Source organism: Streptomyces venezuelae (assembly GCF_008642355.1).
GTDB classification, from domain to species: domain Bacteria; phylum Actinomycetota; class Actinomycetes; order Streptomycetales; family Streptomycetaceae; genus Streptomyces; species Streptomyces venezuelae_B.
On sequence record NZ_CP029193.1, the window covers coordinates 645,764 to 658,187 of the forward strand.

10 protein-coding genes are annotated in these 12,424 nt (G+C 71.3%); 4 read left to right on the forward strand and 6 right to left on the reverse strand.

Annotation, left to right across the window (positions count from 1 at the left end):
- Positions 1-58: 58 nt before the first annotated feature.
- The 5 genes from DEJ47_RS02795 to DEJ47_RS02815 form a co-directional block, all read right to left on the reverse strand.
- Positions 59-1,648 carry an ABC transporter substrate-binding protein gene (locus DEJ47_RS02795; protein ID WP_150164576.1) on the reverse strand — a complete coding sequence of 530 codons (1,590 nt, stop codon included), beginning with the start codon at positions 1,646-1,648 and terminating at the stop codon, positions 59-61.
- A gap of 130 nt (positions 1,649-1,778) precedes the next feature.
- Positions 1,779-2,882: an acyl-CoA dehydrogenase family protein gene (locus tag DEJ47_RS02800; protein ID WP_150164578.1), complete on the reverse strand. Its 1,104-nt coding sequence runs from the start codon at positions 2,880-2,882 to the stop codon at positions 1,779-1,781.
- Positions 2,879-4,066, reverse strand: a complete 1,188-nt coding sequence (locus tag DEJ47_RS02805; RefSeq protein WP_150164580.1) for an acyl-CoA dehydrogenase family protein — start codon at positions 4,064-4,066, stop codon at positions 2,879-2,881. The genes DEJ47_RS02800 and DEJ47_RS02805 overlap by 4 nt, the downstream gene beginning before the upstream one ends.
- Positions 4,063-5,031, reverse strand: a complete 969-nt coding sequence (locus tag DEJ47_RS02810) for an NADPH:quinone oxidoreductase family protein (protein ID WP_150164582.1) — start codon at positions 5,029-5,031, stop codon at positions 4,063-4,065. The genes DEJ47_RS02805 and DEJ47_RS02810 overlap by 4 nt, the downstream gene beginning before the upstream one ends.
- 97 nt (positions 5,032-5,128) lie before the next feature.
- A complete protein-coding gene (locus tag DEJ47_RS02815; RefSeq protein WP_398338137.1) occupies positions 5,129-5,767 on the reverse strand; it encodes a helix-turn-helix domain-containing protein in 639 nt (212 codons plus the stop codon).
- A gap of 89 nt (positions 5,768-5,856) precedes the next feature.
- Between DEJ47_RS02815 and DEJ47_RS02820 the strand changes: the two genes are divergently transcribed.
- A complete protein-coding gene (locus DEJ47_RS02820; protein ID WP_150164584.1) occupies positions 5,857-6,912 on the forward strand; it encodes an NAD(P)/FAD-dependent oxidoreductase in 1,056 nt (351 codons plus the stop codon).
- On the opposite strand, the gene DEJ47_RS02825 is transcribed toward DEJ47_RS02820, so the two are convergent.
- Complete coding sequence (locus tag DEJ47_RS02825; RefSeq protein ID WP_362638405.1) at positions 6,899-7,489, reverse strand: GNAT family N-acetyltransferase; 591 nt, start codon at positions 7,487-7,489, stop codon at positions 6,899-6,901. The two genes, DEJ47_RS02820 and DEJ47_RS02825, sit on opposite strands and share 14 nt — an antisense overlap.
- A gap of 187 nt (positions 7,490-7,676) precedes the next feature.
- On the opposite strand from DEJ47_RS02825, the gene DEJ47_RS02830 reads away from it, so the two are divergent.
- The 3 genes from DEJ47_RS02830 to DEJ47_RS02840 are packed head-to-tail and all read left to right on the forward strand — an operon-like array spanning position 7,677 to position 12,223.
- Positions 7,677-9,143, forward strand: a complete 1,467-nt coding sequence (locus tag DEJ47_RS02830; RefSeq protein ID WP_150164587.1) for an aldehyde dehydrogenase family protein — start codon at positions 7,677-7,679, stop codon at positions 9,141-9,143.
- Between the two features lie 33 nt (positions 9,144-9,176).
- A complete protein-coding gene (locus DEJ47_RS02835; protein WP_150164589.1) occupies positions 9,177-10,745 on the forward strand; it encodes a GMC family oxidoreductase in 1,569 nt (522 codons plus the stop codon).
- Positions 10,742-12,223 carry an APC family permease gene (locus DEJ47_RS02840; RefSeq protein WP_223828208.1) on the forward strand — a complete coding sequence of 494 codons (1,482 nt, stop codon included), beginning with the start codon at positions 10,742-10,744 and terminating at the stop codon, positions 12,221-12,223. The genes DEJ47_RS02835 and DEJ47_RS02840 overlap by 4 nt, the downstream gene beginning before the upstream one ends.
- Positions 12,224-12,424: the final 201 nt, after the last annotated feature.

Consider the following 12,424-nt stretch of genomic DNA (forward strand, 5'->3'; position numbering starts at 1 on the left):
GGCCCCCAGGGAAGGCGACGGCGCGTCGCCTCCCCCGCGGCTTTCGATGTCGCCGGTGTCACTTCTTCGGCTGCCAGTCCTCGACGTTCCACCAGGGGCCGGAGGCCAGGCCGTGGTCGTGCGGCTCGACCTGGGTGCTCAGGTCGCCGAACTTCTTGTCGACGACGTAGAGGTGGTCGATGTGCGTGAGGAACGTGTAGCCGGGGTTCTTCACGAGCTCGCGCTGGATCGTGTCGTACGCGGCCTGGCGCTTCGCGTGGTCGCCGCTCTTGCGGGCGTCCTCCAGGGCCTTGTCGACCTTGGGGTTGTCGTAGTGCGCCATGTTGTTGAAGCCGTCACCGGCGAGGGAGGACTTCAGAAGCGTGTACTGGTCGAAGTCGGGGTCGGCCGGGGAGCCGCCGCCGGCGAGGACCGCGTCCTTGGGCATGCGGGGCTCGATGACCTCCCACGTGCCGGACTGGACCTCGACCTTGATGCCGAGCTTCTTGGCGTCGGAGGCGTAGGCGAGGGCGTGGTCCTGGCGGAGCTTGTCGCCGGAGAGGTACCAGAGGGGGAACTTCGCCTGGACGCCGTCCTTCTCGCGGATGCCGTCCTTGCCGGGCTTCCATCCGGCGTCGTCGAGGATCTTCTTCGCCTTCGCGGCGTCGAACTCGCGCTCGGTGCCCTTGGTGAACCAGGGGCTGTCGGTCGGGACGGGCCCGTAGGCCTCCTTGCCCTCGCCGTACAGGATCGAGTCGACCATGGCCTTGCGGTCCACGCCGGTGTCGAGGGCGCGGCGGATGTCGGTGTCGCCGGTGACCTTGTTGCCGGTGGGCAGGGTCACCACGCGGTAGTCGAAGGTCTTGGCGGCGTAGGTGTTCTTGCCGCTGTCCTTCTTGTACTTCTTGGCGAGGTTGGGCGGCAGGATCGCGCCGTCGAGCTCACCGGCGTCGAGCCGGGTGGCGCGGATGTCGTCGTCCTTGATGATCGCCATGGTGAAGTTCTTGACCTTCGGCGCGCCGCCCCAGTAGTCGGGGTTGGCCTTGAAGGTGAGCTTCTCACCCTTGGACCACTTGACGAGCTTGTACGGTCCCGTGCCGACCGGCTTGGTGGTGAAGGTGCCGGTGTTCACGTCCTGCTTGCCCGCGACGTGCTCGGGGGCGATGGGCAGGACGGTGCGCTCGGCGAACGGCGCGTAGGGGTACTTGAGGTGGAAGACGACGGTGTCGTCGCCCTTGGCCTCGACGCTCTTGACGGCGTCCAGCTCGGTCTTGGACGCGTTGTTCGTCTTCTTGTCGAGGATCGTCTCGTACGTGAAGACGACGTCCTTCGCCGAGAAGGGTTTGCCGTCGCTGAACTTGACGCCCTTGCGGAGCTTGTACGTGTAGGTCGTGCCGTCGTCGGCGACCTCGGGCAGCTCGGCGGCGAGGGCGGGCTTGAGCTTCATGTCGGCGTCGTGCGTGAGCAGGCCGTCGAAGATCTTCGAGTTGCCGTCCTTGCCGTAGCCGAGGAGCGGGCTGAGGGTCTCGGGTTCGTAGGCGATGCCGACGACCGCGGAGTCCTTCGCGTCGCTGCCGCCGTCGCCGGGCGCCGAGCACGCGGAGGCGGCGACCGCTATCGCGGCCGCCGTCGCCGTCGCGCCTGCGCCCCGTATCGATCGGGCCCTCATGCTCCACACCCCTACTGAAGATCAACCGTTGTTGCGAACGGCTCGCAATTATGCCTTATGTAATAGCGGCGTAAAACGCGCAGCCCGCACCTGGTAGGTGCGGGCTGCATGAATGTGGGGCGAGCGCGCGTCAGGGGGCCTGGAGGTCGACCAGTTCCGCCAGCGCCTCGCGGTGCCGGCCGGCCGTGCCGTAGGCGATCGAGTCCGCCTTGGCGCGCTTCAGGTACAGGTGGACGGGGTGCTCCCAGGTCATGCCGATACCGCCGTGCAGCTGGAGCGCCTCCTCGGCGGCGTGCACCGCGACGGGGGCGGCGTAGGCCTGGGCGAGAGCGGCGGCCACATCGGCGTCGGTGCTGTCCGCGGCGAGCGCGTCGGCGGCGTTGCGCGCGGCGGCGCGGGTGTTCACGACCTCCAGCCACAGCTCGGCGAGCCGGTGCTTGAGCGCCTGGAAGGAGCCCACGGGCCGGTTGAACTGGTGCCGCTCCTTCGTGTACCTGACGGTCTCGGTCAGGCACCACTCGGCGATCCCGAGCTGTTCCGAGGCCAGCAGCGCGGCACCGGCCCGCAGACCGCGCCGTACCGCCGCGTCGGCGCCCCGGGTGAGCTCTCGCGCGGCTGCCGCCTCGAAGGTCACCGCGGCGAGCGGGCGGGTCAGGTCGAGGGAGGTCCGCGGGGTGACGGTGACGCCGTCCTGCGCCGTGTGGACGGCGTAGAGCGCGCCGTCGTCGGCGGGAACGAGCAGGATGTCGGCGCCGGCCGCGTCGGCGATGCCGGTCAGTTCGCCGTGCAGGGCGCCCGCGTCATGGCGTACGTCCTGGAAGGGGGCTCCGGGGGCGGTCGCGAGACCCACCGCGAGCGCGCCCACCGTCCGTCCGGCGGCGAGCGCGCTCAGCAACTCGGCGGCCTCGCTTCCCCCGCAGGCCAGCAGCGCCTCCGTGGCGACGACGGCACTGGTGAGGTAGGGCACGGGTGCGACCGCGCGGCCCAACTCCTCCAGGACGACGGCCGCTTCGCGGTGCGTCGCGCCCTGGCCGCCCAGCTCCTCGGGGACGAGGAGCCCGGCGAGGCCCATGCCCTCGGTGAGCGCCTTCCACAGTTCGCGGTCGTGCGGTCCTTCGGCGGCCGGAGCTTCGGCGCGGGCGAGGACGGTGGCGGCGTCGCACCGGTCGGCGAGCAGGTCCCGCACGGCCCGGCGCAGCGCCTCTTCCTCTTCGGAGTACAGCAGGTCGCTCATCGCGCGAGGTCCTTCCAGGCGACGTCCTTGTCGGTGCGCGGCTCGGCGGGGAGGCCCAGGACGCGCTCGGCGACGATGTTCAGCAGGACCTCGCTGGTCCCGCCCTCGATGCTGTTGCCCTTGGAGCGCAGATAGCGGTATCCCGCCTCGCGGCCCACGAAGTCGACCAGCTCGGGCCTGCGCATCGTCCAGTCGTCGTACAGCAGGCCCTCCTCACCGAGGAGTTCCACCTCCAGACCGCTGATCTCCTGGTTGAGGCGGGCGAAGCCGAGCTTCATGCCGGAGCCCTCGGGTCCGGGCTGTCCGGCGACAAGCTGCTGGCGCAGCCGCTCGCCGGTGAGGCGCGCGACCTCCGCGTCCACCCAGAGCTTCAGGAGCCGCTGGTGGAGGTCGTGGGTGCGCAGCTCGGGGCGGTCGCGCCAGGCCTTGGCGACCGGGCCGATCATGCCGCCCTCGCGCGGGATGCGCATGCCGCCGATGGAGACGCGCTCGTTCATGAGGGTGGTCTGGGCGACCTTCCAGCCTTCGCCGACCTCGCCGAGCCGGTGGGCGTCGGGGACGCGCACGTCGGTGAGGAACACCTCGTTGAACTCGGCCTCGCCGGTGATCTGGCGCAGCGGTCGCACCTCGACGCCGGGGTCGGTCATGTCGCACACGAAGTACGTGATGCCGCGGTGCTTGGGCAGGTCCGGGTCGGTGCGGGCGATGAGGATGGCCCAGCGCGCCGTGTGGGCGCTGGAGGTCCACACTTTCTGGCCGTTCACCACCCAGTCGCCGCTCTCCGCGTCGCGGACGGCGCGCGTGCCGAGCGCCGCGAGGTCGGAGCCCGCGCCCGGCTCGCTGAAGAGCTGGCACCACACTTCCTCGCCGGTCCACAGTGGGCGCAGGAAGCGCTGCTTCTGCTCCTCGGTGCCGAAGCCGAGGACGGTCGGCGCGGCCATGCCGAGGCCGATGCCGATGCGGCGCGGATCGTTGTCGGGGGCTCCCGCGGCCTCCAGTTCGGCGTCCACGACAGCCTGGAGGGAGCGGGGCGCGCCGAGGCCGCCGAGGCCCTCGGGGTAGTGCACCCAGGCGAGTCCGGCGTCGAAGCGTGCCTTCAGGAAGTCGGCGCGGTCCGTCGTGGCGGGCGGATGCGCCTCGAGCAACGCGCGGGTACGGGTGCGCAGTTCACCGGCGTCGATCATGCGGAACCTCCGTGCGGCAGGACGACCACGCGGCCGGTGGTGACGCCGTCGGCGACGCGCTGCACGGCGGAGGCGCCGTCGGCCATCGATACGCGCTCGCTCACCAGCGGTTTGATGGCGCCCTTGGCGGCGAGCTCGGTGAGCTCCTCGTGGCAGCGCAGGACGGAGCTCGGGTCCTTGGTCTTGTAGAGGCCCCAGTGCAGGCCCAGGATCGAGTAGTTCTTCACGAGGGCGTGGTTGAGCGCGGGGGTGGGGATGGCGCCGCCGGCAAAGCCGATGACGACGATGCGCCCCTCGAAGGCCACGCACTTCGTGGACTGCGTGTAGGCGTCGCCGCCCACGGGGTCGTAGATCACGTCGGCGCCGCGTCCGCCGGTCGCTTCCTTGACGGCGCCGATCACGTCGTCCGAGCGCCGGTCGAGGACGAGGTCGCAGCCGAGCTCGCGCGCGACCCGCGCCTTCTCCGCGCCGCCGACGACGCCGATGACCTTGGCGCCCGCCGCCTTGCCGAGCTGCACCGCGGCGCTGCCCACGCCACCGGCGGCGGCGTGCACGAGCAGCGTCTCGCCCTCCTGGAGGTGCGCGCGGCGGTGCAGGGCGAACCAGCCCGTCTGGTAGCCGACGTGGAGCGCGGCGGCCTCCGCGTCATCGAGCGCGTCGGGTGCGGGCAGCAGTCCGGCGGCGTCCGCGACGGCGTACTCGGCGAGTCCTCCGTACGGCAGCACGGAGTTGGCGATCACGCGCCGCCCGTCCTCCGTCTCACCGCAGATCTCCACGCCGGGCGTGAACGGCAGCGGCGGCCTGACCTGGTACTGCCCTCGGCAGAGCAGCGCGTCCGGGAAGTTGATGTTCGCGGCGCGGACCTTCAGCAGCACCTGCCCCTCTTCGAGCGCGGGGCGTTCCACCTCGGCGAGGCGCATCACCTCGCCCGGCTCGCCGTTCTCGTGCACTTGCCATGCCTGCATGCGGGGCCTCCACGGGGCTGTCGTCGACCGTGCTCGACCGCATACTAAGCGGTCGCTTGCCCTTAGGGGAACAGTCCCGGACGCCCTCCCCGCCCGCTCAGTCCGCCCCACCCTTGCGGGTGGGCCGGGCCCGTACGTGCATGCGCTCCCCCTGCGGCCCGAAGAGGCTGATGAACTCCGCGCCGCCCTCGCTCGTCGCCCCGAACCAGTGCGGGACCCGGGTGTCGAACTCCGCGGCCTCCCCCGGCCCGAGCACCACGTCGTGGTCGCCGAGGATCAGGCGCAGCCTGCCCGAGAGCACGTACAGCCACTCGTACCCCTCGTGCGTCTGCGGGTCCGGGGTGGGCGCGGTGCGGGCGGGTTCGACGACCTTGTACGCCTGGAGGCCGCCGGGCTGGCGGGTCAGTGGCAGCATGGTGCGCCCGTGCCGGACGATCGGCTTGGCCCGCACACGCGGGTCGCCGACGGGCGGGGCGCCGACCAGCTCGTCCAGGGGGACCTGGTGGGCGCGGGCGATCGGCAGGAGCAGTTCGAGGCTGGGCTTGCGGTGTCCGGACTCCAGGCGCGACAGGGTGCTGACGGAGATGCCGGTGGCCGCGGAGAGACCGGCGAGGGTGGCGCCGCGCTCCTTGCGGATGCGGCGGAGCCGGGGCCCCACCTCGGTGAGGACCTGGTCCATGGCTTCCGGTTCCGCGGCGTCGCTCTCCCGGGCGTGCCCGGCGTGCTTTTCACTCATGGCGCCATCATGCCAGTTGTTGCCGTATCAGCAAGGCAGCTTGTCGATTCCGCACCACCGGGGGCATGGTGCGAGTGGAGGTGGTCGCGATGACCGAGAACACTCAGGACAGGGAGATCGGCATGGGGAACGGGCAGGCGTACGACGTGGTGGTCGTCGGCGGAGGGACCGCGGGGCTGAGCGCCGCGCTCGTGCTCGGCCGTTCCCGCCGACGGGTCCTCGTGGTCGACGCGGGCGAGCCGCGCAACGCGCCCGCCGCGCACATGCAGGGCTACCTGTCGCGGGACGGCATGCCGCCCGCCGAGTTCCTCGCCGAGGGCCGTCGGGAGCTGGAGCGGTACGGGGTGGAGGCCGTGCGCGACCGTGTGTCGGCCGTGCGGCCTGACGGCGCCGGGGAGTTCCGGGTCGCCCTCGCGGACGGCGGCGAGGTGCACGCGCGCAGGGTCGTCGTGGCCACGGGCCTCGTCGACGAACTGCCCGCCGTGCCGGGCGTCGCCGAGCGCTGGGGCCGTGACGTGCTGCACTGCCCGTACTGCCACGGCTGGGAGGTGCGGGACGAGTCCTTCGGCGTCCTCGCCCCCGAGCCCTTCAACAGCCACCAGGCGCTCCTGGTGACCCAGTGGTCCAAGGACGTGACCCTGTTCCTGCACACCGTGCGGGACCTGCCGGACGAGGAGTGGGAGCGTCTGGCCGCGGCCGGGGTCCAGGTCGTCGAGGGCGAGGTCGCCGGGCTCGCGGTCGAGGACGACCGGCTGGCGGGCGTGCGGCTCGCCGACGGCCGGGTCTTCCCCCGCTCGGTGCTGTTCGTCGCGGCGAAGCCGGTGGCGCGCGGCTCTCTCCTGGCCGATCTCGGGGCCGAGCACAAGGACACCCCTTTCGGCCCGTACCCGACGGTGGACGAGACCGGCCGCACCAGCGTCCCGGGCGTCTGGGCGGTCGGCAACGCGGCGAGCCCCATGGAACAGGTGATCAACGCGGCGAGCGCGGGCTACCGGGCCGGCCTGATGATCAACGCGGAGCTCGTCATGGCGGACATCGACGTGGAGGTGGCCAGGCGCCGGGCGGGCGTCTTCTCACCCCGCTTGGAGGCGGAGGTGGCCCGCGTAACGGCCGGCGCCCGCACCCACGAACTCACTGCGGGATAGAGCCCGTGTCCAGCAGGATCCACTGGTCGTCCGGCTCGTTCGCGGCCACGGAGGCGGGGACGGGCCGCGACTCCTCCCGCCAGGCGGAGCCGACCGCCTCCGTCGCGACCCCGCGCCAGAACCGGGCGGCCCCGGCGTTGGCGGGCTGGAACGCGATCGCCCAGGCGCCCGGCCGGGAGCGCAGCAGCTGGAGAGCGGCCTCCCGGCCGACACCGCGTCTGCGGAGCGCCCGTACGACGAAGAACGCGGAGATCGAGGTCGCGCCCTCGGCCATCGGGCGGGTCAGCACGAAGCCCGCGGGCACGGAACCGTACTGGATGAGCAGGGCCGTCCGTCCCGGCTCGGCGAAGAACACCGGCAGCTTGCCGAACTCGTACGTCCCGTCGGGCTCGGGGAGGTAGCCGATGAACTCCGACATGTCGTGACGGTAGAGCTGCGCCAATCGCTCGACCACGGGGCGGAGTTCGGGTCCAACCGGGAGAAGCTCGGTTCGGGCGGGCTCTTCTGTGCTGATCGACTCTGTGCCGATCGACTCTGTGCTGACCGCTTCTGTGCTGACCGCTTCGGTGTTGACCATGGCGGGATTCTCGCACCGCGGCCACACGGCGCCGGTCCCTAGCCCAACCAGGTCACATCTGCGCCCAACCCTCCCCCCGTCGGTGCGTCCCCGCAGCCCGCGCGGGCCGCTCGGACGATGTTGGTGCCGGTGTGCGTGCCGGTTGCGGCTTCGGCACCGGACAGGGACCAGAGCGAGGGAGCGCACGATGCCGGAACTGTTCGTCGACGGGGAGTGGACGGGGGCCGTCGAAGGGGCGCGGCGGGACGTGATCAATCCGTTCGACGCGTCCGTCGTCCAGCAGGTCGACGACGCCGGAGAGGCGGACGTGGACCTCGCTGTGCGTGCCGCGCGGCGGGCCTTCGACCGCGGCGACTGGTCCTCGGCGCCGACTCGGGAGCGGGCCGACGTGCTCCTGAGGGTGTCGCGGTTCCTGCTGCGGGACCAGGAGGAGATCGCCCACGTCGAGTCCCTCGACACGGGCAAGACGCTCGCCGAGGCCCGCATCGACGTCGAGGACGTGTCGAACGCGTTCCGCTACTTCGCCGAGATCGCCGACAAGGACGGCGGCCGTGTCGTGGACGTCGGCCCGGACGTGCTCAGCCGGGTCACGTACCACCCCATCGGGGTCTGCGCCCTGATCGCTCCGTGGAACTACCCGCTGCTCCAGGCTTCCTGGAAGGTCGCCCCCGCCCTGGTCGCGGGCAACACCTTCGTCCTCAAGCCCAGTGAGATCACGCCGCTCTCCACGATCCACATGATCAAGCTGATCGCCGAGGCGGGCGCTCCGGCGGGCGTCGCGAACCTGGTGCTCGGTCCGGGCGGCACCGTGGGCGCGGCCATGTCCTCGCACCCCGAGGTGGACCTGGTCTCCTTCACCGGCGGTCTGGCCACCGGGCGCCGCATCATGGAGGCGTGCGCGCCGGGCGTGAAGAACCTCGCCCTGGAGCTCGGCGGCAAGAACCCCAACGTGGTCTTCGCCGACTGCGACTTCGAGACGGCCGTCGACCATGCGCTGGAAGCATCGTTCCTGCACTCCGGTCAGGTCTGCTCGGCGGGTTCCCGGCTGCTCGTGGAGGACTCCCTGCACGACCGTTTCGTGGAGCGGCTCGCCGCCCGCGCGCAGGCCATCCGTCTCGGCAACGGGCTCGACCCGGAGACGGAGAGCGGACCGCTGAGCTCGGCGGAGCACCGGGACAAGGTCGAGGGCTATCTGGAAGTAGCCCGCGAGGAGGGCGCCCGTCTGGTGTGCGGCGGCCGTCGGCCGGACGACCCCGATCTCTCGCGCGGCTTCTTCCTGCTGCCCACGATCTACGCCGACTGCGACCGCTCCATGCGCATCGTGCAGGAGGAGGTCTTCGGTCCGGTCGTCACGGTGGAGCGCTTCCGCTCCGAGGACGAGGCCGTGGAGCTGGCCAACGACACCCGTTACGGCCTCGCGGGCGGCATCTGGACGAACGACGCGAGCCGCGCCCAGCGGGTCGCCGCCCGGCTGCGGCACGGCACGGTCTGGATCAACGACTTCCACCCCTACGTCCCGCAGGCGGAGTGGGGCGGCTTCGGCATGTCCGGTTTCGGCCGGGAGCTCGGGCCGACGGGCCTGCGCGAGTACCAGGAGGCCAAGCACATCTACCAGAACCTCAGGCCGGGTCCCTCCGGCTGGTTCAAGGGCTGAGCGGACTCCACGGACGAGACGGAAGGCGACGGCATGGCCGACGAGACGACGACCTACGACTACCTGATCATCGGCGGCGGTACGGCGGGCTCCGTACTGGCCGCCCGCCTGAGCGAGGACCCGGCGTCCCGGGTCTGTGTGGTGGAGGGCGGACCCAGCGACGTCGGCGACGACCGCATCCTGAAGCTCCGCAACTGGATCAACCTGCTCGGCGGCGAGTTCGACTACGGCTACACCACCGAGGAACAGCCGCGGGGCAACTCCCACATCCTGCACTCACGGGCGCGTGTGCTCGGCGGCTGCTCCTCGCACAACACCCTGATCAGTTTCCTGCCGTTCCCGCAGGACCTCGACGAGTGGGTGGCGAGCGGCTGCGAAGGATGGGGGCCGGAGACGATCCTGCCGTACCGGTCGCGGCTGCAGAACACGATCGTGCCCGTCGGCGCCGCCGACCGTAATCCGATCGCCCAGGACTTCGTGACGGCGGCGACGAGCCGACTCGGCGTCCCGGTCGTCGAGGACTTCAACGCCCGCCCGTTCACCGACGGCGCCGGCTTCTTCTCCCTCGCGTACGACCCGCAGACCAACAACCGCTCCTCCGCGTCGGTCGCCTATCTGCACCCCATCCTGGACCGTCCGAACCTGACGCTCCGTCTGGAGACGTGGGCGTACCGGCTGCTGCGCGATGAGGAGGGCCGCTTCACCCGCGTGCAGGTCCGCAACCCGGACGGCTCGGTGTCGATCCTGGAGGCGGAGGCTGAGGTCCTGCTCTGCGCCGGCGCCATCGACACGCCCCGGCTCCTGATGCTCTCCGGGATCGGCCCCGCCGATCAGCTGCGCGACCTCGGCATCGAGGTCCGCGCGGATCTGCCGGGCATCGGGGAGAACCTCCTGGACCACCCCGAGTCGGTGATGGTGTGGGAGACGAGCGGGCCGCTGCCGCCCAACTCCGCCATGGACTCCGACGCCGGTCTCTTCCTGCGGCGCGACGCGGCGGGCGGGCCGCGCCCCGACCTGATGTTCCACTTCTACCAAGTGCCGTTCACGGTCAATACGGAACGTCTCGGCTATCCCGTTCCCGAGCACGGTGTCTGCATGACGCCGAACGTGCCGCGCGCCCGGTCCATCGGCCGCATGTGGCTGCGCAGCGCCGACCCGGCCGTCAAACCGGCCCTGGACTTCCGGTACTTCACGGACCCGGAGGGGCACGACGAGCGCACGATCGTCGACGGTCTGCGCATCGCACGGGAAGTGGCCGCCACGGCCCCGCTCAGCGACTGGCTGCTGCGCGAGGTCGCCCCCGGCCCGGACGTGCAGTCGGACGCGGACCTCTCCGAGTACGGGCGACGGGCCGCGCACACCGTCTACCACCCGGCGGGAACCTGCCGCATGGGCGCCGAGGACGACCCGATGGCGGTCGTCGACCCGGAGCTGCGGCTGCGCGGACACGATGGTCTGCGCATCGTCGACGCGTCCATCTTCCCGACCATGCCGACCATCAACCCGATGGTCACGGTGCTCCTCGCCGCCGAACGCGCCGCGGACCTCATCATGGCTAGGCCCGCCCCCGGGGCCGCGGGCACGGAAGGGGCCCACCAGTGACCTCCCCTGGCACCCCGGACGGAACCGCGGACGCCGAGACGGCCCCCGGGGAAGCGAAGTCGGAGTTCCGCAAGGAGATGGGGCCGTGGGCGAACTTCGCCCTGGGCTTCACCTACCTCTCCCCCGTGGTCAGCACGTACACCCTCTTCGGCACGGCCCTCGCCGACGGCGGGCCGCCCATGATCTGGGCGTTCGTCATGGCGGGGTGCGGGCAGTTCCTCGTCGCCCTCGTCTTCGGCGAGGTCGTCGCGCAGTATCCCGTCGCGGGCGGCGTCTACCCGTGGGCGCGGCGGCTCTGGGGCGTGCGCTGGGCGTGGATGACCGGCTGGGTCTACATGTGGGCGCTGCTCGTCACCATCACCAGCGTCGCGTACGGCGCTGGACCCTACATCGCGATCCTGCTCGGTTTCCGCCCGACCGTGCACACCACGGTGCTGTGCACCATCGCGCTGATCGTGATCTCCGTTCTCATCAACTACGCGGGCACGAAGGCCCTTTCGTGGGCGGCGCTCATCGGGTTCAGCGCGGAGCTGCTCGGTGCGCTCGTCGTCGGCATCATCCTGCTGACCACGCACCGCTTCCACGGCCTCGGCGTCCTCTTCGACGACTACGGCGCGGCCGGTGACAGCTCCTATCTGCCCGTCTTCCTCGGCGCGGCGATCATCGGCTTCTACCAGTACTACGGCTTCGAGGCGTGCGGAGACGTCGCCGAGGAGGTCAAGCACCCCGGCAAGGTCATCCCGAAGGCGATGCGCCGCACCATCTACGTCGGCGGAGCGGCGGCGACGTTCACCTGTCTGACGTTGCTCCTCGCCGTCGTCGACTACCGGGCCGTCATCTCGGGGAAGGACCCGGACCCGGTGGTCAGGGTCCTTTTCGACGCCCTCGGCGAGGCGGGCGCGCGCACGGTCATGGCCGTCGTCCTCATCTCCTTCCTGTCCTGCACGATCAGCCTGCAGGCCGCCGCCGGACGGCTGATCTACTCGTACGCCCGCGACGAGATGATCTTCGGTCACCGGCTGCTGCGGAAGTTCTCGTCGGCCCGCGCGGTCCCGCCGTACGCGTTGTTCATCGCGGCTGTCGTGCCCGCGCTGATCGCCGTCGGCTCGCTCATCTCGGAGGACGCCCTGACGAAGATCGTGTCCTTCGCGATCCTCGGCATCTACGCGTCGTTCCAGATGGTCGTCCTCGCCGCGCTGCGGGCCCGCCTGAAGGGGTGGAAGCCGAGCGGCGAGTACCGGCTCGGGCGGTGGGGGCTGCTGGTCAACGTCGGGGCGCTCGCCTACGGGATCTTCGCCATCGTCAACATCGCCTGGCCCCGCACGCCCGAGGCACCCTGGTACGACAACTGGATCGTGCTGCTGAGCGGCGGCGTCGTGGTGGCCGCGGGACTGCTGTACATGTTCACGACGCACCACTACGGACGCAGCGACGCCCCGGCGGACAACGCGGTGCCCGACGAGGCGGACACCGCCTGACGGCCGGCGGTCGCCTACCGGAGGTGGGTGAGGAGCGCGTCGAGTGCCTTGTGAGGGACTCGGCGTTGCCCGCGTCGAACCACGTGGTGCGGATGCGCTCGTTGCTGCCGCCGGGCGTCTCGTGGTCGCCCGCCAGCCCCTTCGGTGAGCGCGTCTCGTCGCCGCGGGCGCGTCCGACGGCCTGGAAGAGGCCGCGGACGT

Bases quoted from the DNA above. Each gene is read 5' to 3' on its own strand.
- DEJ47_RS02795 (WP_150164576.1), bottom strand. From the start codon at position 1,648: ATGAGGGCCCGATCGATACGGGGCGCAGGCGCGACGGCGACGGCGGCC.
- DEJ47_RS02800 (WP_150164578.1), bottom strand. From the start codon at position 2,882: ATGAGCGACCTGCTGTACTCCGAAGAGGAAGAGGCGCTGCGCCGGGCC.
- DEJ47_RS02805 (WP_150164580.1), bottom strand. From the start codon at position 4,066: ATGATCGACGCCGGTGAACTGCGCACCCGTACCCGCGCGTTGCTCGAG.
- DEJ47_RS02810 (WP_150164582.1), bottom strand. From the start codon at position 5,031: ATGCAGGCATGGCAAGTGCACGAGAACGGCGAGCCGGGCGAGGTGATG.
- DEJ47_RS02815 (WP_398338137.1), bottom strand. From the start codon at position 5,767: ATGAGTGAAAAGCACGCCGGGCACGCCCGGGAGAGCGACGCCGCGGAA.
- DEJ47_RS02820 (WP_150164584.1), top strand. From the start codon at position 5,857: ATGACCGAGAACACTCAGGACAGGGAGATCGGCATGGGGAACGGGCAG.
- DEJ47_RS02825 (WP_362638405.1), bottom strand. From the start codon at position 7,489: ATGGTCAACACCGAAGCGGTCAGCACAGAAGCGGTCAGCACAGAGTCG.
- DEJ47_RS02830 (WP_150164587.1), top strand. From the start codon at position 7,677: ATGCCGGAACTGTTCGTCGACGGGGAGTGGACGGGGGCCGTCGAAGGG.
- DEJ47_RS02835 (WP_150164589.1), top strand. From the start codon at position 9,177: ATGGCCGACGAGACGACGACCTACGACTACCTGATCATCGGCGGCGGT.